Raw genomic sequence first — 22,865 nt, forward strand, 5'->3', positions numbered from 1 at the left:
AGTGCAGGAGCGATTCCGGGCGACACGCTCTTCGTCGTCCGGAAGCGTGACGAACGAGCGAGACGTCGCGGAGCTGGTGACCGCAGAGCGCGGAGCGCGACCAAAGAGCACGGTCACGAGCCGACCTCCGGGGTCTGGTCGCTCGTCCAACGTCCGTGGCGCTGCAGCACGCTCCTGAGCGTGTCAGGTCGATCGGTGAAGATGCCGTCGACACCCGCAGCGAGGAGCTGTTCGATCTGCGCCGCGTCGTCCACGGTCCAGATGTGCACCTGCTTGCCGTGCCGGTGGACGGTGGCGACGAGCCGTTCGGTGAGGATGCGCAGGTCGCGGCCGAAGACGCGCCGGTCGATCGGCATCTGGAGCACCGGGGCGGGGGAGTCCAGGACGGCGGTGAGCCACGGGCCGAAGCGGTTGATCGCGATGCCGGCCGACGACGCCGCCGAGGCGGTCCGCGGTCCGAGCAGCCGCCGCAGGCGATGCAGGCGTCGGATCCCGAACGAGCTGACACAGACCCGGTCGTACGCGTCGTGCTCGGCGATGGTCCGGGCCAGTGCGGCCACGGCGGCGGCGGACTTCGCGTCGATGTTGAAGCGGGCCCGGGGGAAGTCCTCGAACAGCTCCGAGAGCAACGGGATCGGGTCCTGCCCGCCGATCCTGGCTCGGGACACGACCTCGTACGGCAGCTCGGCGATCCGCCCGGTCCTGTCGGTCACCCGGTCGAGCGCCTCGTCGTGGAACGCGACCAGCACCCCGTCGGCGGTCAGGTGGACGTCGGTCTCCAGGTAGCGGTAGCCGAGCGCCACCGCCTGGGCGAAGGCGTGCCGGCTGTTCTCCCGGTGGAGGTTGGGCGGGTAATGGGCGCCACCCCGGTGGGCGAAGGCGAGGAAGTCGGCGTCGAGGAAGGCGTACTCAGCGGCGCGCATGCCGTCATTCCAGCAGACCGGGGCGTGCCGTGCGCGGACCGGCGCCGCGGGATCAGCCCGCCTCGACCCCGGGCAGGTGCTCGAGCAGGTTGGCCCCCACGGCCGGCATCCAGAAGGGGGGACCGAGGACGACGAGGTAGGTGTAGCCGAACCCGGCGCAGACCACGAAGAAGACGAGCCAGAAGGCGACCTTCCGGCTGGTCGGCCAGGCGCGGAACTTCTTGATCTCGGCCTTGAACCGCTGTCGCAGCCGATAGGCCCACTCGAACTCGCTGGACCAGATGGCCAGCCCCAGCAGCACCAGCGGGATGCCCCCGGGGCCCGGCAGCGGGCCGGTGACCAGGCCGAGGCAGATCAGCAGCAGACCGGCGAACCCGACCCCGACCCGGTACACGCGGAGCTGGTGGGGGTTCTGCCGGATCCGGCGCCGCCAGGCCCAGCGGTCTTCCTCCGACTCGATCAGGACGTGGTGATGATGCTTCTCCGTCGAGCCCGAGGCGCCGCCTTCGACCCCGTCGTCGGCGGCCGCGGGACCGGCATCGGCGGCGGCGGGACCGGCATCGGCGGCGGCGGGACCGGCGGGGCGGTCCGTGGAGGGCGTCCGGCCGGTGTCGACGGGGCCGGGATCGGGCTCGGCGGGAGCGGCGGTCACGGGCGACGTCGGGATCCGGAGCGGCGTCCGAACAGCTGCGTGGCGCGGGTGGCCGTGGGCCAGACCGGTGCCGCTACGCACATCGCGGCTGCTCCTGTCCTCGACGCCGGCCGACATGGGCACAACTCTAGGGGGACGGGTCAAGGCCCGGGAGTGGCCCCGGTCACACGCTGTTGGTCGTCGTCGAGCCGTCTGGGGCCGGCGTCCCGGGTGCCAGAATGACCACCGTGACCACCATCTTGTCCATCCAGTCCTCGGTCGCGTACGGCCACGTCGGCAACAGCGCGGCCACGTTCCCGTTGATGAGGATGGGGGTGGAGGTCTACCCCGTGCTGACCGTGCACTTCTCCAACCACACCGGGTACGGCCAGTGGCGCGGCCCCCTGCTCAGCGCCGCCGACGTCACCGAGGTCATCACCGGGATCGACGAGCGTGGCGCCCTGGACCGGGTGGAGGCGGTCCTCTCGGGCTACCAGGGCGGCGAGGACGTGGGCGCCGCGATCCTGGACGCCGTGGCGCTGGTGAAGACCCGCAACCCCGCGGCCGTGTACTGCTGCGACCCGGTGATGGGTGACGTCGGCCGCGGGTTCTTCGTCCGGCCCGGCATCCCCGAGCTGATGCGCGACACCGTCGTGCCGGCGGCGCAGATCATCACGCCGAACCAGTTCGAGCTGGAGTACCTGACCGGCCGGTCCACCGGCACCCTGGCCGAGGTGCTGGCCGCTGCCGACACCGCCCGGGCCCTGGGACCGGAGACGGTGCTGGTGACCTCGGTGGTCCACGACCAGGCTGCCGAGGGCACCATCGACATGCTGGCGGTGACGGGGGAGGGCGCCTGGTCGGTGACCACCCCGCTGCTGCCGCGGACCTTCACCGGCGCCGGCGACCTGACCGCGGCCACCTTCCTGGCCTCGCTGTTGGCCACCGGCTCGGTGGAGACGGCGGTCGGCCGGACGGCAGCTGTGGTCTACGGGGTGCTGAAGACCACCGTCGAGTCCGGGCTGTCCGAGCTGCAGCTGGTGGCCGCCCAGGACGAGATCGCGTCGCCGACGACCACGTTCGAGGTCCGCCGGCTCCGGTGACCGGCGGCGGGGCCGGTGCCGGTGCCGGTGACGGGCGGCGGGCGGCGGGCCGGGTTTCCCGACCACGGACGACTTCCACCGGGCGGGCTGCGACGCCCCCGCCAGCTGACGCCCCCGCCGGCTGCCGCCAGCTGCTGGCGAGGTCGGCGCCGATCAGTCCCGGAACACCTCGATGTTCGCGCCCAGGGCGTTGAGCCGGTTGGCCAGGTCCTCGTAGCCACGGTTGATGACGTAGACGTCGCGCAGCACGGACTCACCGCGCGCGGCGAGCATGCAGATCAGGATGCAGACGGCCGGACGCAGGGCCGGCGGGCAGACGACCTGCTGGCCCCGCCAGCGGGTCGGGCCCTCGACGATGATCCGGTGCGGGTCGAGCAGCTGCACGTGCGCGCCCAACCGGTTCAGCTCGGTCAGGTAGATCGCGCGGTTCTCGTAGACCCAGTCGTGGATGACGGTCTTGCCCTGCGCGGTGGCCGCGATCACGGCGAAGAACGGCAGGTTGTCGATGTTGAGCCCGGGGAACGGCATCGGGTGGATCTTGTCGATCGGCGACGCGAGCCGCGAGGGGCGGACGACCAGGTCGACCAGGCGGGTGTGGCCGTTGGCGGCCGTGTACTCCTCGCCGAGGGTGAAGTCCAGACCCATCTCCTCCAGGATGGCCAGCTCGATCTCGAGGAACTCGATCGGTGCCCGCCGGATCTCGACCTCGGAAGAGGTGACGATGGCCGCGGTGATCAGGCTCATGGCCTCGATCGGGTCCTCCGACGGCGCGAACTCCACGTCGGTGTTGATCTGCCGCGCGCCGCGGATCCGCAGCGTCGTGGTGCCGATGCCGTCGATCTCCACGCCCAGCCGGGTGAGGAAGACGCACAGGTCCTGGACCATGTAGTTGGGGCTGGCGTTGCGCAGCACCGTCACCCCGGGGGACAACGCAGCGGCCAGCAGCGCGTTCTCGGTCACGGTGTCGCCGCGCTCGGTCAGGATGATCGGCCGCTCCGGCTCGACCGCCGGATCGACCTTGCACAGGTAGAAGCCGTCGGTCGCGGTGACGTCCAGACCGAAGCGGCGCAGCACCTGCAGGTGCGGTTCGATGGTCCGGGCCCCGAGGTCGCAGCCGCCGGCGTACGGGAGCTGGAAGTTGTCGTAGCTGTGCAGCAGCGGGCCGAGGAACATGATCACGCTGCGGGTCCGCCGCGCGGCTTCCAGGTTCATCCGGTCGAGATTCAGCTCGTGCGGGCGGATGAGCTCGAGGTCGGCGCCACCGTTGAGCCAGTTGGCCTCCACCCCGATGCTCACCAGCACCTCGAGGATCCGGTTGACCTCCTCGATCCGGGCGATGCCCCGGATCACCGTACGGCCGCGGTTCAGCAGGCTCGCGCACAGCAGCGCGACGGCCGCGTTCTTCGACGAACGGACCTCGATGCTGCCGTTCAGCTTGGCCCCGCCGCGCACCCGCAGGTGCACCGGGCCGCTCGGGCCGACCGAGATCAACGGCGAGTCCAGGGCCGCCGCGATCCGGTTGACCATCTCCAGACTGACGTTCTGGTTACCGGCCTCGATCCGGTGCACCGCGCTCTGGCTGGTGCCGAGGACGCTCGCGAGCTGGGTCTGGGTGAGACCACGGTGCTTGCGGGCATCGCGAATAAGGGAGCCGATCCGATCCAGTGAAGTATCCGTCACGCGAACGACAGTAACTCATCGGTGAGATATTTTCGGTATCGAGGGCGTGTCGTGTTCCACACACCGGCCGGTGGCATGGCCCTCCACGGCTTCTCTAGAGTAGCGGCATGAGTGACCACTATGACGTCGTCGTGCTCGGTGCCGGTCCCGGCGGCTATGTCGCCGCGGTGCGCGCGGCCCAGCTCGGCTTGAAGACCGCGATCATCGAGCTCAAGTACTGGGGCGGGGTGTGCAACAACGTGGGCTGCATCCCCACGAAGTCGCTGCTGCGCAACGCCGAGGTCGCCCACCTGTTCACCCACGAGGCGAAGACGTTCGGCATCAACGGCGACGTCAGCTTCGACTTCGGCGTGGCCTTCAAGCGCAGCCGCACGGTGGCCGACCGGATGGCCAAGGGCGTGCACTTCCTGATGAAGAAGAACAAGGTCACCGAGATCGACGGGTGGGGGACCTTCAAGGACGCCACGTCGATCAGCGTCGAGGGACCCAAGGGCACCACCGAGGTCACCTTCGACAAGTGCATCCTGTCGGTCGGCGCCACCACCCGGCTGCTGCCGGGCACCTCGCTCAGCGACCGCGTGGTGACCTACGAGGAGCAGATCCTGACCGAGGAGCTGCCGAAGTCGATCATCATCGCCGGCTCCGGCGCCATCGGGGTCGAGTTCGCGTACGTGCTGGCCAACTACGGCGTCGACGTCACCATCGTGGAGTTCCTGGACCGGATGGTCCCGCTGGAGGACCCCGAGATCAGCGCGGAGCTGGCCAAGGCGTACAAGAAGCTGGGTGTGAAGGTCCTGACCGGCACCAAGGTCGAGTCGATCGACGACAGCGGCGACAAGGTGAAGGTCACCGTGTCCCCGGCCAAGGGCGACGGCGACAAGGGCGTGCTCGAGGCCGACAAGGTCATGCAGGCGATCGGCTTCGCCCCGCGGACCCAGGGGTACGGCCTGGAGAACACCGGCGTGGAGCTGACCGAGCGGGGGGCGGTGGCCATCGACGACTACATGCGCACCAACGTGCCGAGCATCCTCGCCATCGGCGACTGCACCGGGAAGCTGCTGCTGGCCCACACGGCCGAGGCCCAGGGCGTGGTCGCCGCCGAGACGATCGCCGGTGCCGAGACCATGCCCGTGAACTACGACATGATCCCGCGGGCGACCTACTGCCAGCCGCAGATCGGCTCGTTCGGCTACACCGAGCAGCAGGCCAAGGACAAGGGCTACGACGTCAAGACGGCCAAGTTCCCCTTCACCGCCAACGGCAAGGCGCACGGCCTGGGGGAGGCGACCGGCTTCGTCAAGCTCGTCGCGGACGCCAAGCACGGCGAGATCCTCGGCCTGCACATGATCGGCCCGGAGGTCACCGAGCTGCTGCCCGAGCTCGTTCTGGCCCAGCAGTGGGAGCTCACCGCCGAAGAGGTCGCCCGCACCGTGCACGCCCACCCGACGCTGTCCGAGGCCCTCAAGGAGGTTGCCCACGGCATCTCGGGTCACATGATCAACATGTGAGGAACGTCTGATCGGCGGCGGCCGGGCCCTTCGGGACCCGGCCGTTCTGCGTCCCGGTCAGCCGGTCTCGCGGACGACCAGGGTGGTGGGCAGCAGGGGCGGTGGCTCGACCTCGTCGCCGTGCAGCAGGGCCAGCAGCAGCTCCGCCATCCGGCGGCCCATCGTCTCCGACGGCTGGGCGACAGTGGTCAGCTCCGGGCGCATCGCGGTGGCGGCGGGGGAGTCGTCGTAGCCGACCACGGCCACGTCGTCGGGCACCGCCCGACCGGACTCGGCCAGCACCCGGAGCGCTCCACGGGCCATCAGGTCGTTGGCCACGAACACCGCGTCGAGGTCCGGCCAGCGCGACAGCAGGGTCCGTACGGCCGCCGCCCCGCCGTCCTCGGTGAAGTCGCCGACGGCGATCGCGTCGGCGCGCTGGCCGGCGGCCTGGAGGGCGTGGAGCCAGCCCGTCCGCCGGTCGACCGCGGCCAGCATGTCGTCCGGACCGGTGATGGTGGCGATCCGTCGCCGCCCCGAGACGACCAGGTGCTCGACCGCCGTCCGGGCGCCCTGCACGTTGTCGATGTCGACGTAGTGGCAGGCTGCGAGGTCGGGGAGCGCCGGTCGGCCGCCGAAGACCACCGGCATGATGTCGCAGAGGTCGGCCAGGTCCCGGTCGGCGGCGTGGTGGGACACCACGAAGGCCCCGTCCACGTTGCCGCCGCGCAGGTAGCGACGGGTCTTCCGGGTCGGGTCGGAGCTGGAGACGAGCAGGTTCAGGATGTAGTCGCTGTCCTCCATCCCGGCGGTGATGCCCTGCACCACCGAGGCGAAGAACGGGTCGTTGAAGAACGTCATCACCCGCTCCGGGACCAGCAGCGCGATCGCGTACGTCTGCCGGCTGGCCAGCGAGCGCGCGGCCCGGTTGGGCACGTAGTTCAGCCGCTCGATCGCCGCGTTGACCGCCTCCACCACCTCCGGCCGCACTTTCGGTGACCCGTTCACGACCCGGGACACGGTGGAGCGGCTCACCCCGGACTCCGCCGCGACCCGCTCCAGGGTCGGAGCACCGGAGAGCTTCGTCCGGGGGACTGTGGTCTCGGTGTCGCTCGCGGTCTTCTCCTCGTCCTCCACGGCCGTCACCGCCTCCTGCACAGGCATCGGTCTACCTCTGTCCTACCTCAACCGCGGTCTCGGCGTGGTCGAGACTGCGGGCGGCGATGATGTTGGCGTACTCCCAGCCGGACGCCTTGACCGTGCGCCGCTGCGTCTCGTAGTCGACGGCGACGATGCCGAAGCGCTTCGCATAGCCCCAGGCCCACTCGAAGTTGTCCATCAGCGACCAGTAGAAGTAGCCCTTCACCGGGACACCCTCGGCGATGGCGCGGTGCACGGCCCCCAGGTGCGATCGCAGGTAGGCCACCCGGTCGCCGTCGTCCACGCTGCCGTCGGGAGCCACCCGGTCGGCGAAGGCGACGCCGTTCTCGGTGACGTAGAGGTCGGTGCCGGCCGGCGCCGCGTACTCGTCGTGGATCCGGTGCAGCAGCTGCCGGAGGCCGTCGGGGGAGATCACCCAGCCCATGTCCGTCCGGGGCACGTCCTGCTCGACCGGGTAGACGTCCCGGACCGCCGGGAACGGGGACCCGGTCACCCGGTCGGTCGGCGCCTCGGTGGCGGTGACCGGTCCGGTCGGCGAGCCGCTGACCACCGCGTCCTGGTAGTAGTTCACTCCGAGCACGTCGATCGGCGTCGAGATGATCTCCAGGTCCCCGTCGTGGATCACGTCCTCCAGACCCAGACCGGCGACGTCGGCCAGCACGTCGTCGGGGTAGCGGCCCCTGAAGATCGGGTCCAGGAAGATCCGGTTGGCCTGCCCGTCCAGCTGGCGTACGGCCTCGAGGTCGGCCGGATCTCGGGGGTCTGCCGGACGGAAGGGGGTGAGGTTCACGGTGAGGCCGAGCCGGAGCTCCTCGTCCGCGGCGCGGAGCTGCTGCACCACCAGGCCGTGGCCGAGCATCAGGTGGTGGGCGGCCGCGAGGCTCTGACCGGCGTCCTGGAGGCCAGGGGCGTGCACCCCGGCGGCGTACCCGAGGAAGGCCGAGCACCACGGTTCGTTCAGCGTGGTCCAGACCCGGACCCGGTCGCCGAGACGGTCGTGGACCAGGCGGGCGTAGTCGACGAACCGGTAGGCGGTGTCCCGGTTCGCCCAGCCGCCGTCGTCCTGCAGCGTCTGCGGCAGGTCCCAGTGGTAGAGCGTCAGCCAGGGCAGGATGTCCCGCTCCAGCAGCTCGTCCACCAGCCGGGAGTAGAAGTCGAGACCCTTCGGGTTGGCCGCCCGGGCGTCGGGCTGGACCCGGGCCCAGGAGGTGGAGAACCGGTAGCTCTGCAACCCGAGGGACGCCATCAGGGCCACGTCGTCGTCGTGGCGGTGGTAGTGGTCGCAGGCGACCGACCCGTCGTCGCCGTTGATCACCGCACCCTCGACCCGGCAGAAGACGTCCCAGATCGAGTCCGTCCGACCGTCGGTGTGGTTCGCTCCCTCGATCTGGAAGGCCGCGGTCGCCGCCCCGAAGAGGAAGCGGTCATCGAATCGGCGCTCGGCCATCAGAAGGCTCCTTGCGTTCGTCGTCGAACCCGTCACTCCCAGGTGAGAGCGCTCTCAACGTAGGAGTGGGCCGATCGACTGTCAATTGTTAGTCGCGTGCAGCCGCTCACGACGGGTCAGGAGCTGACGTACTCCTGCAGCCGGTCGCGCTCGTACTGCAGCGTGGTGATGGTGGACTTGACCACGTCGCCGATGCTGACGATGCCGCTGAGGTGGCCGTCGGCGTCGAGCACCGGCAGGTGCCGGATCCGGTGGTCGGTCATCGTCGCCATCAGCGAGTCGACGGAGTCCTGCGGACTGCAGGTGTGCACCACGTCGGTCATCACGTCGGCCACCCGCGCGGACAGGACGTCGGCATCGGTGGCCAGTCGACGGACCACGTCGCGTTCGGAGACGATCCCCGTCATCGTCGTCCCGTCGGTCGAGACGATCACGGCGCCGAGGTTGTGCTGACGCAGGAGCGTCACCAGGTCGCGCACCGAGGAGTCCGGGGCGATCACCACCACGTCGGATCCCTTGGTCTGGAGAATGTCGCGGATACGCATGACAGACCTCCTTGAGCCCTAGGGGCAGGCTATCGGTCCCGGCTCCGCCTGACCAGGGCGAACGCCTCTACCGCAGGCTGCGTCAGAATGGCGCCATGGCCACCTACCTGACCGGCAACGCCACCGCCGACGCGCTCCTCGACGCCGACCTGAACGCCCTGCTGATCGGCATGGTGCTGGATCAGCAGGTGCCGATGGAGAAGGCGTTCGTGGGTCCCGCGGTGATCGCCGAGCGGATGGGCGGCACGCTCGACGTCGCCGCCATCGCGGCGATGCCCGAGGACGAGTTCGTGGCCCTCTGCGCCGCCAAGCCGGCGATCCACCGCTTCCCCGGGTCGATGGGCAAGCGCGTCCACCAGGTCTGCCGCACCCTGGTCGAGCGGTTCGACGGGCGGGCCGAGAACGTCTGGGCCGATGCCGAGAGCGGTGAGGACGTCAAGCAGGGTCTGCTCGCGCTGCCCGGCTTCGGGGAGGAGAAGGCGACCATCTTCACCGCCCTGCTGGGCAAGCAGCGCGGAGTCACCCCCCTCGGTTGGCGCGACGCGGCGGCCCCGTTCGGGGAGGAAGGGGTGTTCCGGTCCGTCGCCGACATCGTCGACGACGAGTCCCTGCAGCGCGTACGCGACACCAAGCGGGCCCTCAAGGCGGCCAAGAAGGCAACCGCCACCCCCACCGACTGAGCCCCCGCCTGAGCCCCCGCTCCCAACCACCGCCCCCATCCGCCCGCTCTCGCTCGGGATCCTGCGTCCTGCACCAGGTGCAACCCGAGCGAACGGCTCGATCCCGAGCGAGAAGGGACGGGACTCAGGCGGTGAGGGAGAGCCAGGGGGAGATGGGCCGTGGGTCGCGGACCTGGTCGGTCCAGGCGGCGACGAGCCGATCCACCGCCCGGTCGGCGACCTCGGGCCGCTGCGTGTACGGCAGCCGGAGATGCCGTTCCCCACCACCGCCCACGAAGAAGCGGGGCCCCGGGGTGAGCAGCAGCCCGTGGCGCTCCGCGGCCATGGCCAGCCGGGTGGAGGACTCGGTGGGCAGCTCGGACCACAGCACGAGCCCGCCGGCCGGGGTCGGCACCCGCAGGTCGGGCAGCCGCTCGGCGAGGTCGGCGACCAGCCGGTCGCGCTGGCTCAGCAAGCGCAGGCGCTGCTCCGCCAGCAGCGGCTCGGGATCGGCCAGCACGTCGGCCAGGACCAGCTGCTCGAACACCGGAGACGCCACGTCGAGAACGGCCCGCTGCTCGACCAACGGCCGGACGAGCTCGCGCGGGGCGCGGATCCAGCCGATCCGCAGCCCACCCCAGTACGCCTTGCTGGCGGATCCGATGGTGATCGCCTCGGGCGCGGCGACGGCGAACGGCACCTCGACCCGACCCTCCAGCCTCAGCTCGGCGGTGGATTCGTCGATCACCGGCCGCACACCGTGTCGCCGGAGCAGCCGCGCGGTGGCCGCCCGCTGCTCGCCGGGCATCAGCGCCCCGGTCGGGTTGTGGTAGTCCGGCATCAGGTACGCCATCCGCGGCGCCGACTGACGCAGCACCACCTCGAGCCGCTCCGGGTCCCACCCTCCCTCGGTGAGGGGCCACGGCACGCCACGACCCCCCGAGCGCTGGATCGCGTCGACCGCGCCCGGGTACGTCGGCGACTCACACACCACCCGGTCACCGGTGGTCAGCACCGTGCGCAGCACCACGTTGAGGGCGGCCACCGCTCCGGAGGTGACGACGATCTGGTCCGGTCGGGTCGCCAACCCGCGGGCCACGTACCGGTCGGCGATCCTGGCCCGCAGCTCCGGGAGCCCCTCGGGGAGGTAGCCGGGGTCGGCCAGCAGGGGACCCATCCGCTCCAGGGCACGACCGAAGGCGGTGGCCACCTGGGTCGGTGCGGGACCGGCGGCGTACGTCAGGCTGATCACCCCCTCCGGCAACGGGGACGCCGTGGTGGTGGTCGGGACGTTCACCCGGCCGGTGGTCACGTGCCCGGAGCCCCGCCGAGCCTCGACGTACCCCGCGTCGCGGAGCCGCGCGTACGCCGCCGCGATCGTCGTGCGACTCAGCGCGAGGGCCTCGGCCAGGCTGCGCTCGCTGGGCAGCCGGGTGCTCGCCGCCAGTCGTCCGTCGACCAGCAGCATCCGGACCCGGGCCGCCAGGTCCTCGTACCGGGGGTGCGTGAGCGGGGGGGCACCGAGCAGACGGGCCAGCTGCTGGGCGGTCACTCGGGAGGCGATCACCAGGCCAATTCTGGCCCGAACAGGCCACATGCGCGAGAGGCGACCCGAAGATCAGTCCACTTCGTCATGGGTGGCCATGGTTCGGAGACCGCTCCGACACCATGCTGGGCCCGTGACCACGACGACCCTCCGCAGCGGCCTGACCACCCTCGGCCCTGTGGAGCAGCTGCGGGCCGGCCGCCTCGGCCGGCGGTTGCCGCAGCTGTTCTTCGGACTGGTGCTGTACGGGATGTCGATGGCGCTGCTGGTGCGCGCCGGCCTCGGGCTGGACCCGTGGGACGTGCTGCACCAGGGGCTCAGCCACTACCTGCCGCTGAGCTTCGGGACCGTCACCATCGTGGTCGGCGCCGTCGTGCTGCTGCTCTGGATCCCGTTGCGGCAGAAGCCCGGTCTGGGGACCGTGAGCAACGTGGTGGTGGTCGGGGTCGCGGCCGACGTCGGCCTCTGGCTGATCCCGGCGCCGGACCACCTCGCCGTCCAGATCGTGATGATGATCAGCGCGGTGGTGGTGAACGGCCTGGCGGGGGCGATCTACATCGGCAGCCAGCTCGGGCCCGGGCCCCGCGACGGTCTGATGACCGGTCTCGCCGCCAGCACGGGCCGCAGCCTGCGCCTGGTGCGGATCGGGATCGAGCTGACCGTCCTGGTGATCGGCGTGCTGCTGGGCGGCACGATCGGGGTCGGCACCGTCCTCTACGCCGTCTCCATCGGCCCGCTGGTCCAGTTCTTCCTCCGGTTCACCGTGGTCCGGCTCCCGGTGGACCAGCCAGACCTGCGCTGACCGACCCCGCGGGGGGAACGGCGGCGCAGCCGAACGCCGACGGTGGACGGTCCGGACGTTGACGTCGGGCCGGTGGCGGTGTCGGATGGGCGCGTGCCCTCCGCCGAGCTCGCCAGCCGTCACGGCTATCAGGTCCTGGTCCGCGTCGGGTTGGTGAGCTACGGCCTGGTGCACGTGGTGCTGGCCTGGATCTCCGCCCAGGTGGCGCTCGGCGGCGGTGGCGGCGACGACGCCTCGACCACCGGTGCCCTGCAGCAGCTGGGCCAGCAGCCGTTCGGCCAGGTGCTGCTCTGGGTGATGGCTGCCGGGTTGCTGGCTCTGGTGCTGTGGCAGGGCCTCGAGGCCGTGGCCGGGAAACCCGGGGCCGACGTCAAGGACCAGGTGAAGAACCGCGGTCGGGCGGCCGGCAAGGCGGTCGTCTACCTGCTGCTCGCCCTCACCGCGATCCGGATCGCCACCGGGACCGGGGCGAACTCGGGATCGGGTGAGGCCGAGGAGACGCTGTCGGCCCGGCTGATGAGCGTGCCGTTCGGCCGGGTGCTGGTGGTGGCGGTCGGCCTGATCGTGCTGGCCGTGGGCGTCAGCCAGATCGTCAAAGGCGTCCGGCAGAAGTTCGTCACCCGCGACCTGGCCGGCGGGGTGAGTCGCTCCGTGGTGGTGCTCGGCACCCTCGGTTGGATCGCGAAGGGCGTCGCGCTGAGCCTGGTCGGGGTGCTCTTCGGCTGGGCGGCGGCCAAGCACGACCCGAAGAAGGCAGGCGGCATGGACGCTGCCCTGAGCACGCTGCGGGACCAGCCGTTCGGCCCGGTGCTGCTGCTGGCCATGGCCGCCGGCTTCGCCGCCTTCGGCATCTACTGCCTGGCCTGGGCCCGGAACGCCAAGACCTAGGCGGCCGGCGTACGACCCCGCGCGAAGACCAGATGTCGGTGAGGGCTGCTTGAGTGGCTGCCATGGATGACGAGGCCGGTGCCCTGCTGGCGCGCCTGATGGGCTGGGCCAGGGCCAAGACCAACCAGTCCGGCTTCTCCCGGCTGGTCGGGCGCGAGCTGAGCGGCGTGCCGGACGATCTGCTGGCCGGGCTGGACGCGCTGGTCAGCGCCGACCTCCTCGCCACGGTCGGCCGGCTGTGGGAGCACGGCTGGCAACCGCGGGACCTGCTGCACGTGGCCGGTCGGCTGGACACGTGGTCCTCGGCGCTGGCTGCGGACGTCGCCCTCGAGCAGGTCCGGCGGTCGCCTCGGGCCGGGCTGGCGCCGCCGGCCTGGCGGGAGCAGCTCGACGCGGCCGCCGACCAGGCCCGGGCGGCCGATCTCGGGCGCTGGCCGACCGGGGGCGACTGGCGTGCGGTCGACCGGCTGGTCGCGGCCGGTGTCCCGTCGCTGTCGGCCTGGGCGGGTGCCCTGCGCCTGCTCGTCCGCCTCGGCGAGCTGCCGCCGCTGACCCGCACCCTGCCACCGCCCTCCGCCTGGCGGACCGACCCGACCCCGACCACGACCTCCGGCACACCGCCCCCCGGCACACCGCCCCCCGGCACGCCACCGCCCCGCACCACCGGGTCGCCACCCGGGCCGGGTCCGAGCCGAGACAAAGTGCTCGGCACCATCCGCGCCCTGCTGGCCAAGGCGGAGTCGACCGAGTTCGCCGCCGAGGCCGAGGCCCTGTCGGGCAAGGCACAGGCGATGATGACGCGACACGCGATCGACGAGGCGCTGCTGCACGCGGGCGACCTGGATGACGTCGAGGTGGTCAGCCACCGGGTGCTGATCGACAGTCCCTACCCGGCCGAGAAGGTCCATCTGCTGTCCGCCGTCGGCCGCGCGAACCGGACGCGGGTGGTATGGGCCGACGAGCTCGCCATGGCCACCGTCGTGGGCACACCGGTCGACGTCGACCAGGTGGAGCTGCTGTTCGTGTCGCTGCTGATCCAGTCGACCCGGGCGATGGCGGAGGCCGGGACCGCCGACCCGGGGTCGTTCGACCGGTCCCCCCGGTTCCGGCGGGCGTTCCTCACCGCGTACGCGGTCCGGATCGGTGAGCGCCTAAATGTTGCCGACGCCGAGACGACGGCGGCGTACGGCTCCGAGCTGGTCCCGGTGCTGCGACGTCAGGAGGAGGCGGTCGCGGCCACGTACGAGCGGCTCTTCCCCCACACCCGGGAGATGTCCTCGACCCGCAGCTACGACCGGCAGGGGTGGGAGGCCGGGCGCCGGGCCGCCGATCGCGCCAGCTTCGTCGCGGGCCGCCTCACCGGCTGACGAGACGGCCCACGGCCAGCGGTGTCGACCGACCGGGCCAGGACCGCCCGGCCGGTCGACCCCCAGATCAGGGCACGCGGTCGAAGACGTCCGGGTCCGGCCCGGTCCGCTCGTCCTTGTTCAGCGCGCTGATCGCCGCCACGTCGGCGTCGGTGAGCTCGAAGTCGAACAGGGCGAAGTTCTCCCGCACGCGCGACTCGGTCACCGACTTGGGGAACACGATGTCGCCGCGCTGGAGGTGCCAACGCAGCGTCACCTGGGCCGGGGTCCGGTCCAGCCGCTCGGCGATGGTCACGATGGCGGGATCGTCCAGGACGCCGCCCTGGGCGATCGGGGACCACGCCTCGGTGGCGATCCCGTGGTCCGCCCCGTACGCCCGCACCGTCTCGTTGGTCAGGTAGGGGTGGACCTCGATCTGGTTGACGGCCGGCACCACGGTGCACTCGGCGGCCAGTCGGTTCAGGTGGTGGGTCTGGAAGTTGGAGACCCCGACCGCGCGGGCCCTGCCGCCGGCGTAGATCTCCTCCATCGCCTTCCACGTCTCGACGAAGTCGGTGACGGTGGGCAGCGGCCAGTGCACCAGGAACAGGTCCACGTAGCCGATGTCGAGGGTGCGCAGCGTCTCCTCGAACGCCGCCAGCGCGTCGTCGTGGGCGTGCGCGGCGTTGTTCAGCTTGCTGGTGACGAAGATCTCCGAGCGGTCGATCCCCGAGGCCCGGACGGCTTCACCGACACCGGCCTCGTTGCCGTACATCTCGGCGGTGTCGATGTGCCGGTAGCCGACCTGCAGCGCGAGCGCTGTCGCGTCAGCGGTCTGGTCGGGCGGGATCTGGAAGACCCCGAAGCCGAGCTGGGGGATGCTGCTGCCGTTGTTCAGGGCGATGTCGGGAACTGCTGAGGTCATGGGGGAGGGGAGTCCTTTCTCCGGTACGTTTACCTCTTAAACCGCCAGGCGGTGTTCAACGCCGAATCCCCGGTTCTCCCGAGCCGGCCCCGCCTGAGGTCAGTTCTCGACAGTACGCCACGCTTTGCTGCACCGGCTCTGTCTGCCTCCCGAAGGGGAAACCATGGGTACCCGACGCCTCGACCTCGGCTGCACCTTCGTCCAGTGGTCCCAGCGGCCCGTGCACGCCGTGTTCCAGGTGGAACCCGTGCTCGGCGACATCGCCACCATCGCCGACGAGCAGTGGCACACCGACCCGGCCATCCAGACCCGGAGCTACCGCGACAGCTACGGCAACCGGTGTCGTCGGCTGATGCTCCCGGCGGGCCGCTCGGAGATCACCTTCCGGGCCACGGCCGAGGTGCCGGACGCGACCGAGGAGATCGACCTGGACGCCCCGGAGATCGCTCCGGCCGATCTGCCGGACGAGGTGATGATCTACACGCTGCCGAGCCGGTTCTGCCTGCCCGACGTGCTGGCGAACGAGGCGTGGTCCCGGTTCGGTGGGGTGAAGCCGGGCTACGGCCGGGTGCAGGCGATCTGCGACTACGTCAACCAGCACCTCACCTTCCAGTACGGCACGACGACCGCGTGGAGCACCGCCGCCGACGTGCACGAGTCCGGGTACGGCGTGTGCCGGGACTTCACCCACCTCGGGGTCTCGCTGTGTCGGGCGATGAACATCCCGGCCCGCTACGTCTTCGGCTACCTGCCCGAGATCGAGGTCGAGGCCAAGGACGCGCCGATGGACTTCGCCGCGTGGATGCAGGTGTGGCTGGGTGACCGCTGGTACACCTTCGACCCGCGCAACAACACCCCGCGCAAGGGTCGGGTGCTGATCGGCGTCGGTCGCGACGCCGCGGACGTGGCGATGAGCACCGCCTTCGGAGCGCCGTGGCTGGAGTCGATGGTCGTGGTGGCGGAGGAGTCGACGTCGTAGTCGATCAGCGGGCGGGCCACGCCGGCGGACTCGTCACAGCCAGCCCTTGCGGCGGAAGACGGTGAACAGGATCAGGGCGAGAGCGACCATCATCGCGATCGCCATCGGGTAGCCGAACCGCCAGTCGAGCTCGGGCATGTGGGTGAAGTTCATCCCGTAGACGCCGCTGATCAGCGACGGTGCGAACAAGATGGCGGCCCAGGACGAGACCCGCTTCATCTGGTCACCCTGCTCCAGACTCGTCTGGGTGAGCAACCGGGTCTCCTCGCTCTGCCGCTGGGCGGTCAGGGTGGCGTCCACGCTCAGGGCGTTCTGCAGCAGGATCCGGAAGCTGTCCACCTGGTCGACGATCCGCAGCACGTGGTCCTGGACGTCGCGGAGGTTGCGCTGCAGCTCGATGTCCACCCGGTACTTCTCGAAGCCCCGTGCCAGGTTGTCCATCATGGCCACCAGCGGTTTGACCGCGCGCTGGAAGTCCATCACCTCGCTCATCAGCAGGTAGATGCGCTGGGAGACGTCCGGGTCACCGTCGAAGAGCTGCTTCTCGATCTCGTCGATGTCGTTCTCCAGACCGGCGACCACGGGGGAGTAGTCGTCCACGACCTGGTCGATGATGCTGTACAGGATGGCTTCGGGGCCCTGCACCAGCAGTCCCGGGTGGTTCTCCAACCGGAGCCGGACGCGCGCCAGATCGGGGCGCTCGGCGTGCCGGATGGTGACCACGAAGTCCGGTCCGGTGATCACGTGCAGCTCGCCGAACTCGACCTCCTCCTCGGCGTCGAGGTAGCGCGCCGGCCGCAGCACGGTGAACAGGGTCGTGCCGTAACGCTCCAGCTTCGGTCGCTGGTGCGCCGCGATCGCGTCCTCGACCATCAGGTAGTGCAGGTCGAACTCCTGCGCCACCGACTGGATCATCGTGTCGCTGGGCCGGTAGAGGCCGATCCAGGCCAGTCCCTCGCGACGCTTCTGCAGGTCGTAGGTCTGCTCCAGGGTCGGCGGGGAGTCGACCCGGTAGCCGTCGACGTAGACGGCGTTGTCGACCACCCCCGGCTTCGGCACGGCGTCAGCCTCGCACAGCCGGACGGGCGGTCGACGACACGTTGCCCGGCCGGAACAGGTACGACGTCAGCAGCGTGGCCAGCACCACGAACAGCACCCCGCAGAAGATGTGCAGACCCACGACGTCGAAGCGGGCCAGGGTGAGCTGGAGCGTCTCGACCACCAGCAGGATCGCCCCCGCCAGCACCGGCCAGCGTGGCCCTCCGGACCGACGGTGGGCGACGGCGGTGAGGATGATCGCCACCGTCACCGCGAGCAGCGCGTACGCGTTGACGCCGTGGACCGGTCTGAGTCCGCCCTGGCCGCCGAGGAAGCCGGCGGCCAGTCCGGCCTGGCCGATGGCCAGGCTCATCAGCACCGTGGCTTCGGTCTGCAGCGCCACCAGGAGGCGCGGCCGAGGGGGAGAGGTGACCATGAGGTCATTGTGCCCCCGGGGAGCGTGCGTCGGTCCGGGGCGTGGGGGCAGAGTGGTGCCATGACCGCGAGCCTCGATCCACGGGCGGGGGAGAGCCCGCCCGGCGCAGCCGTGATCGCCCGGCTCCGGCAGGCGGGGTGCGTCTTCGCCGAGGAGGAGGCAGCTCTGCTGCTGGAAGCGGCGGCGGGGCAGCCGAACCGTCTCGAGCGCCTGGTCGCGGCCCGGGCGGCCGGCGAGCCGCTGGAGCAGCTGCTGGGCTGGGTGGCTTTCTGCGGTCAGCGGATCGCCGTCGGACCCGGGGTCTTCGTTCCCCGCGTCCGCACCGAGCACCTGGCCGAGCAGGCGGTGGCCCGACTCACCGGAGCCGACGTGGTGGTGGAGCTGTGCTGCGGTGTCGCCGCCGTGGCCGCGGTGCTGCAGGCCACCGGCCGCGTGCAGGAGCTGTACGTCGTCGACATCGACCCGGCGGCGGTCGGCTGTGCCCGGCGCAACGTGGTCGCTCCCGGCATCGCCCTGGTCGGTGACCTCTACGACCCGTTGCCGGACCGGCTGCGGGGCCGGGTCGACGTGCTGGTGGCCAACGCCCCCTACGTCCCCTCCGCCGCCATCGCCCTGATGCCGCGTGAGGCGCGCGAGCACGAGCCGCTGGTCGCGCTGGACGGCGGAGGCGACGGGGTCGACGTCCAGCGCCGGATCATCGCCGCTGCCCCGGAGTGGCTGCGGCCCGGTGGCGCCCTGCTGATCGAGACCGGGCGCCAGCAGTCGGTGATCACGGCGGGGGAGATGCTCCGGGCCGGGCTCGACGTCTCGGTGCTCCCCGACGACGACCGGGAGGCGACCGTGGTGGTCGGCAGCACCCCGTGGCCGACCACCTGAGTCGCCCACTGGTGAACCGGCGCCGGCGGCGCCAGAATGGCGCCATGCCCACGTACGTGAGCGACAGGTCCTCGTCCGAGCGTGCCGCCGACGTGACCGACGACCAGCGTCAGCGGCTCCGGGACCTCGCCCTGCTCCGGCGGGTCCGCGACCGGATCGACCGGGAGTACGCCCAACCGCTCGACGTGGAGGCGCTGGCACGGGGGGTGCACCTGTCGGCCGGGCACCTGAGTCGACAGTTCAAGCTGGCCTACGGCGAACCCCCGTACAGCTACCTGATGACGAGGCGGATCGAGCGGGCGATGGCGCTGCTGCGGCGCGGGGACCTGAGCGTGACCGAGGTCTGCTTCGAGGTCGGCTGCTCGTCGTTGGGCTCCTTCACCACCCGCTTCACCGAGCTGGTCGGGGTCCCGCCCGGGACGTACCGGCAGCAGCAGCTCGACACGACCGCCGGGATCCCGTCGTGCGTGGAGAAGCAGGTGACGAGACCGATCAGGAATCGAGAAGGCCGGAGCGGGTAGGCGGCGCTAGCGTGGCCGTCATGGACGTCACCATCCACTCCAGCTTCCTGCCCCACGACGACCCCGACGCCGCCCTCGCCTTCTACCGCGACGTCCTCGGCTTCGAGGTCCGCCTCGACGTCGGCTACGGAGACCTGCGCTGGATCACCGTGGGTCCCGTCGGGCAGCCCAGCACGGCGATCGTGCTGCACCCGCCGGCCGTCGATCCCGGCATCACCGACCAGGAACGGCAGACGGTCCGGGAGATGATGGCCAAAGGCACCTTTGCCGGGCTCAACCTGGCCGCCGCCGATCTGGACGAGACCTTCGACCGCCTCCAGGCCAGCGGTGTCGAGGTGGTGCAGGAGCCGATCGACCAGCCGTACGGTCTGCGCGACTGCGCCATCCGGGATCCCGCCGGCAACCTGATCCGCATCCAGCAGTCCCGAGGCGCCTGAGATGGGTCGGGCCACACCCGCGCCCGCCGCCGGAGCGGCCCGGGGGAGTCGCGGCCCCGACCAGATCCGCGTGGTCGGCGCCCGGGTGAACAACCTCAAGGACGTCAGCGTCGAGATCGGCAAGCGCGAGCTGACGGTGTTCACCGGGGTGTCGGGCTCGGGCAAGAGCTCGCTGGTCTTCGGCACGATCGCCGCCGAGTCGCAGCGGTTGATCAACGAGACCTACAGCGCCTTCGTCCAGGGCTTCATGCCGACCCAGACCCGACCCGACGTCGACGTGCTGGAAGGGCTGACCACCGCGATCATCGTCGACCAGGAGCGGATGGGCGCCGACCCCCGGTCGACGGTCGGCACCGCCACCGACACCAACGCCCTGCTGCGGATCCTGTTCAGCCGGCTCGGCGACCCGCACATCGGCTCCCCGCAGGCCTTCTCCTTCAACGTGGCTTCGATCAGCGGTGCCGGGGCGGTGACCACGAAGCGGTCCGGTCAGACGATCAAGGAGCGCCGCAGCTTCAGCATCACCGGCGGCATGTGCCCGCGGTGCGAGGGCCGCGGCTCGGTGACCGACATCGACCTGACGGCGCTGTACGACGAGAACCTGTCCCTCAACGAGGGCGCGCTGACCATCCCGGGCTACAGCATGGAGGGCTGGTACGGCCGGATCTTCCGCGGCTCCGGCTTCTTCGACCCGGACAAGCCGATCCGCCGTTACACCAAGCGGGAGCTGCAGGACCTGCTGCACAAGGAGCCGACCAAGATCAAGGTCGACGGGATCAACCTGACGTACGCCGGCATCATCCCGTCGATCAGGAAGTCCTTCCTGGCCAAGGACGTGGACGCGATGCAGCCGCACATCCGGGCGTTCGTGGAGCGGGCGGTGACGTTCGCCACCTGCCCCGAGTGCGACGGCACCCGGTTGAGCGCCGAGGCACGGTCGTCGCGGATCAGGGGCGTCACCATCGCGGACGTGTGTGCGATGCAGATCAGTGATCTTGCTGTCTGGGTGGGGGAGCTGGACGAGCCGTCGGTGGCGCCGCTGCTCGGGACGCTCCGCCACACTCTCGACTCGTTCGTCGAGATCGGACTGGGCTACCTGAGCCTGGAGAGGCCCGCGGGCACGCTGTCCGGTGGCGAGGCGCAGCGGACCAAGATGATCCGGCACCTCGGCTCCAGCCTGACCGACGTCACCTACGTCTTCGACGAGCCCACGATCGGCCTGCACCCGCACGACATCCAGCGGATGAACGAGCTGCTGCTGCAGCTGCGGGACAAGGGGAACACCGTGCTGGTGGTGGAGCACAAGCCGGAGACCATCGTGATCGGTGATCATGTGGTCGACCTCGGTCCGGGGGCCGGGGCGGGCGGCGGCGAGATCGTGTTCGAGGGCACCGTCGACGGCCTGCGCACCAGCGGCACCCTCACCGGACGGCACCTCGACGATCGCGCCACGGTCAAGCCGTCGGTGCGGACCCCGACGGGGACGACCGAGATCCGTGGAGCCGCGACCCACAACCTGCGGGATGTCGACGTCGACATCCCGCGGGGGGTGCTGGTCGTGATCACCGGCGTGGCCGGCTCGGGCAAGAGCTCCCTGATCACCGGCTCGGTGGCCGGCCGCGACGGCGTGATCACGGTGGACCAGGGGGCGATCCGCGGTTCGCGACGCAGCAACCCGGCGACGTACACGGGGCTGCTGGAGCCCATCCGCAAGGCGTTCGCGAAGGCCAACGGCGTCAAGCCGGCCCTGTTCAGCGCCAACTCCGAGGGCGCCTGCCCGAGCTGCAACGGGGCGGGGGTGATCTTCACCGACCTGGGCATGATGGCCGGTGTGGCCACGGTCTGCGAGGTGTGCGACGGCAAGCGCTTCGATGCGGAGGTCCTCGAGTACACCTTCGGGGGCAGGGACATCAGCGAGGTGCTGGCGCTGTCGGTGGATGACGCTCTGGCCTTCTTCGCCCAGGGCGAGGCCGCGACGCCCGCGGCCCACAGGATCCTCGCGCGGCTCGCCGACGTCGGTCTGGGGTACCTGACCATCGGGCAGCCGCTGACCACGCTGTCCGGCGGCGAGCGCCAGCGGCTCAAGCTGGCCACGCACATGGGTGGCCGGGCCGACATGTACGTCCTGGACGAACCGACGTCGGGGCTGCACCTGGCCGACGTGGAGCAGCTGCTGGGTCTGCTGGACCGTCTCGTCGACGCGGGCACGTCGGTGGTCGTCATCGAGCACCACCAGGCCGTGATGGCGCACGCCGACTGGATCATCGACCTCGGCCCGGGTGCCGGTCGCGACGGCGGGCGGGTGGTCTTCGAGGGCACGCCTGCCGAACTCATTGCGTCCCGGGCGACACTGACCGGCGAGCACCTGGCGGCGTACGTGCGTGGATAGCGAGGTGGGGCGGTTCAGCCGGTGGACTCGGCGTCTTCGACCTCTGGTGAGAGTTGTCCGATAAGCGACATTATGTCAAGTAGTGGTGGTTGTGCCCGGCTAGGCCGCCATTGATCTCTCCCCGCCGAGATGGCGGCCCCCGGGCAGAGAGTCCACGCTCGCCTGTAGCCACCGGCGAACGTTCAGCGAGATGATGCGTGTCTGTGAACGCAACGCATCAGGAGCAGGTGGCATGACCGAATCCGATGGCGAGTCATCCGGCGCCGAGCCAACGCCTTCGGGACCGCGTCGTTCACGGCCAGACGCGACGGAGGCGGCGAGGCTAGCGATCCCGCTCGGCATCTCGCTGGTCATCGGCGTCTTCGTCGCGCTGGGCGTTCAGGGTGATGCCTTCGCCCGACTCATCAGGGATTCACCGACTGTGGTGGCGTGGTCCCTGGTGCTTGCCGTCGTCGCAGTAGTGGCCCCGCTCGTCGTTGGTCTTGTCGACGTGCCGAGGGCCGAGTTGTGGGGAGGCGTCGTCGGTGCAGTCATGCTGTGCGTCGCTGCGATCGTGGCGATCTCGGCCGGCACCACCGGTATCGCAGCCCGCGAGCAACCAGATATCGGCATCGTTCCTCAGGGAGTCGACAGCGCGAACCGCGCCTCGTTGACCGTCAAGTCCACGGGGCTGTCGTTGAGCTCGGGCGACCACATGCTGCTGAGGGTTATGACGTTTCCTCCGTCGACCTCGCCCGCAGCCGCGTTCAGAGCGTGCCGGGACACCAGGGGGGATCATGTGGTCACTCCCCCGCTGGAGGGCGAGCTCGCCAAGGCCGAGCTCATCTACTGGGGCGAGGGTGGACCGACAGCAACAGGAGCGGTCGAAGCGTCGGTTCCGCTCACCTTGGACAGGACCGCTGTTCGGTACGTGTGCGGGTTGGCCGTACTGAACGGTCGAACCGGGGGTCCGTCCGATCCGGCCCGCTTCAGCACAGTCCTCCTCGATCTCAGAACCGTGCCGGCGACGAAGTAGGCAGGCAGCGCGGCCTGGTCCGCGGATATCG

At 70.7% G+C, this 22,865-nt stretch carries 22 protein-coding genes; 12 read left to right on the plus strand and 10 right to left on the minus strand.

The window, feature by feature from the left end; all coding sequences use genetic code 11:
- Window positions 1-113: 113 nt before the first annotated feature.
- Window positions 114-923 (minus strand): glycerophosphodiester phosphodiesterase family protein, encoded by an 810-nt coding sequence (locus tag ABD714_RS20305; RefSeq protein WP_344814266.1) that lies wholly within the window; start codon window positions 921-923, stop codon window positions 114-116.
- 52 nt (window positions 924-975) lie between these two features.
- Complete coding sequence (locus ABD714_RS20310) at window positions 976-1,692, minus strand: PGPGW domain-containing protein (protein WP_344814267.1); 717 nt, start codon at window positions 1,690-1,692, stop codon at window positions 976-978.
- Between the two features lie 110 nt (window positions 1,693-1,802).
- Here ABD714_RS20310 and pdxY point away from each other — a divergent pair, with 110 nt between their 5' ends.
- A complete protein-coding gene (gene pdxY, locus ABD714_RS20315; RefSeq protein ID WP_344814268.1) occupies window positions 1,803-2,657 on the plus strand; it encodes a pyridoxal kinase PdxY in 855 nt (284 codons plus the stop codon).
- A 153-nt stretch (window positions 2,658-2,810) separates the two neighbouring features.
- On the opposite strand, the gene ABD714_RS20320 is transcribed toward pdxY, so the two are convergent.
- Complete coding sequence (locus ABD714_RS20320) at window positions 2,811-4,337, minus strand: helix-turn-helix domain-containing protein (RefSeq protein WP_344814269.1); 1,527 nt, start codon at window positions 4,335-4,337, stop codon at window positions 2,811-2,813.
- A 107-nt stretch (window positions 4,338-4,444) separates the two neighbouring features.
- Here ABD714_RS20320 and lpdA point away from each other — a divergent pair, with 107 nt between their 5' ends.
- Window positions 4,445-5,845, plus strand: coding sequence for a dihydrolipoyl dehydrogenase (gene lpdA / locus ABD714_RS20325; protein ID WP_344814270.1), 1,401 nt, complete (start codon window positions 4,445-4,447; stop codon window positions 5,843-5,845).
- Between the two features lie 57 nt (window positions 5,846-5,902).
- On the opposite strand, the gene ABD714_RS20330 is transcribed toward lpdA, so the two are convergent.
- The 3 genes from ABD714_RS20330 to ABD714_RS20340 all read right to left on the minus strand — a co-directional run bounded on the left by ABD714_RS20330 (window position 5,903) and on the right by ABD714_RS20340 (window position 8,977).
- A complete protein-coding gene (locus ABD714_RS20330; RefSeq protein ID WP_344814271.1) occupies window positions 5,903-6,988 on the minus strand; it encodes a LacI family DNA-binding transcriptional regulator in 1,086 nt (361 codons plus the stop codon).
- A 4-nt stretch (window positions 6,989-6,992) separates the two neighbouring features.
- Complete coding sequence (locus ABD714_RS20335; RefSeq protein WP_344814272.1) at window positions 6,993-8,432, minus strand: GH1 family beta-glucosidase; 1,440 nt, start codon at window positions 8,430-8,432, stop codon at window positions 6,993-6,995.
- Between the two features lie 116 nt (window positions 8,433-8,548).
- Entirely contained in the window at window positions 8,549-8,977 is a 429-nt protein-coding gene (locus tag ABD714_RS20340; protein ID WP_344814273.1) for a CBS domain-containing protein, read from the minus strand.
- A 95-nt stretch (window positions 8,978-9,072) separates the two neighbouring features.
- Between ABD714_RS20340 and ABD714_RS20345 the strand changes: the two genes are divergently transcribed.
- Window positions 9,073-9,657, plus strand: a complete 585-nt coding sequence (locus ABD714_RS20345) for an HhH-GPD-type base excision DNA repair protein (protein ID WP_344814274.1) — start codon at window positions 9,073-9,075, stop codon at window positions 9,655-9,657.
- Between the two features lie 124 nt (window positions 9,658-9,781).
- On the opposite strand, the gene yczR is transcribed toward ABD714_RS20345, so the two are convergent.
- Window positions 9,782-11,203: a MocR-like transcription factor YczR gene (gene yczR / locus ABD714_RS20350; RefSeq protein ID WP_344814275.1), complete on the minus strand. Its 1,422-nt coding sequence runs from the start codon at window positions 11,201-11,203 to the stop codon at window positions 9,782-9,784.
- A gap of 112 nt (window positions 11,204-11,315) precedes the next feature.
- On the opposite strand from yczR, the gene yczE reads away from it, so the two are divergent.
- From yczE to ABD714_RS20365, 3 genes are all read left to right on the plus strand, one after another.
- Entirely contained in the window at window positions 11,316-11,984 is a 669-nt protein-coding gene (yczE, locus tag ABD714_RS20355; protein WP_344814276.1) for a membrane protein YczE, read from the plus strand.
- Window positions 11,985-12,077: 93 nt separating this feature from the next.
- Window positions 12,078-12,872: a DUF1206 domain-containing protein gene (locus ABD714_RS20360; protein ID WP_344814277.1), complete on the plus strand. Its 795-nt coding sequence runs from the start codon at window positions 12,078-12,080 to the stop codon at window positions 12,870-12,872.
- A 62-nt stretch (window positions 12,873-12,934) separates the two neighbouring features.
- The gene (locus tag ABD714_RS20365) at window positions 12,935-14,239 is read left to right on the plus strand and encodes a DUF2786 domain-containing protein (RefSeq protein WP_344814278.1); all 1,305 of its coding nucleotides are present in this window, start codon (window positions 12,935-12,937) and stop codon (window positions 14,237-14,239) included.
- Window positions 14,240-14,306: 67 nt separating this feature from the next.
- Here ABD714_RS20365 and ABD714_RS20370 read toward each other — a convergent pair whose 3' ends face one another.
- Complete coding sequence (locus ABD714_RS20370; protein ID WP_344814279.1) at window positions 14,307-15,143, minus strand: aldo/keto reductase; 837 nt, start codon at window positions 15,141-15,143, stop codon at window positions 14,307-14,309.
- Between the two features lie 163 nt (window positions 15,144-15,306).
- Between ABD714_RS20370 and ABD714_RS20375 the strand changes: the two genes are divergently transcribed.
- The gene (locus ABD714_RS20375) at window positions 15,307-16,122 is read left to right on the plus strand and encodes a transglutaminase-like domain-containing protein (RefSeq protein WP_344814280.1); all 816 of its coding nucleotides are present in this window, start codon (window positions 15,307-15,309) and stop codon (window positions 16,120-16,122) included.
- 33 nt (window positions 16,123-16,155) lie between these two features.
- Here the strand turns inward: ABD714_RS20375 and ABD714_RS20380 are convergent, their stop codons facing one another.
- Window positions 16,156-17,181 carry a magnesium and cobalt transport protein CorA gene (locus ABD714_RS20380; protein ID WP_344814281.1) on the minus strand — a complete coding sequence of 342 codons (1,026 nt, stop codon included), beginning with the start codon at window positions 17,179-17,181 and terminating at the stop codon, window positions 16,156-16,158.
- 4 nt (window positions 17,182-17,185) lie between these two features.
- A complete protein-coding gene (locus tag ABD714_RS20385) occupies window positions 17,186-17,596 on the minus strand; it encodes a hypothetical protein (protein ID WP_344814282.1) in 411 nt (136 codons plus the stop codon).
- A 60-nt stretch (window positions 17,597-17,656) separates the two neighbouring features.
- Here ABD714_RS20385 and ABD714_RS20390 point away from each other — a divergent pair, with 60 nt between their 5' ends.
- The 5 genes from ABD714_RS20390 to ABD714_RS20410 all read left to right on the plus strand — a co-directional run bounded on the left by ABD714_RS20390 (window position 17,657) and on the right by ABD714_RS20410 (window position 22,834).
- On the plus strand, window positions 17,657-18,472 hold the full coding sequence (locus ABD714_RS20390) for a putative protein N(5)-glutamine methyltransferase (RefSeq protein ID WP_344814283.1): 816 nt from the start codon (window positions 17,657-17,659) through the stop codon (window positions 18,470-18,472).
- A 44-nt stretch (window positions 18,473-18,516) separates the two neighbouring features.
- On the plus strand, window positions 18,517-18,993 hold the full coding sequence (locus ABD714_RS20395) for a helix-turn-helix transcriptional regulator (protein ID WP_344814284.1): 477 nt from the start codon (window positions 18,517-18,519) through the stop codon (window positions 18,991-18,993).
- 20 nt (window positions 18,994-19,013) lie between these two features.
- The gene (locus tag ABD714_RS20400; protein WP_344814285.1) at window positions 19,014-19,430 is read left to right on the plus strand and encodes a VOC family protein; all 417 of its coding nucleotides are present in this window, start codon (window positions 19,014-19,016) and stop codon (window positions 19,428-19,430) included.
- Between the two features lies 1 nt (window position 19,431).
- Window positions 19,432-21,819 (plus strand): ATP-binding cassette domain-containing protein, encoded by a 2,388-nt coding sequence (locus ABD714_RS20405; protein ID WP_344814286.1) that lies wholly within the window; start codon window positions 19,432-19,434, stop codon window positions 21,817-21,819.
- Between the two features lie 232 nt (window positions 21,820-22,051).
- The gene (locus ABD714_RS20410) at window positions 22,052-22,834 is read left to right on the plus strand and encodes a hypothetical protein (protein ID WP_344814287.1); all 783 of its coding nucleotides are present in this window, start codon (window positions 22,052-22,054) and stop codon (window positions 22,832-22,834) included.
- Window positions 22,835-22,865 lie beyond the last annotated feature (31 nt).

The organism is Microlunatus aurantiacus (genome assembly GCF_039536605.1).
Taxonomy (GTDB): domain Bacteria; phylum Actinomycetota; class Actinomycetes; order Propionibacteriales; family Propionibacteriaceae; genus Microlunatus; species Microlunatus aurantiacus.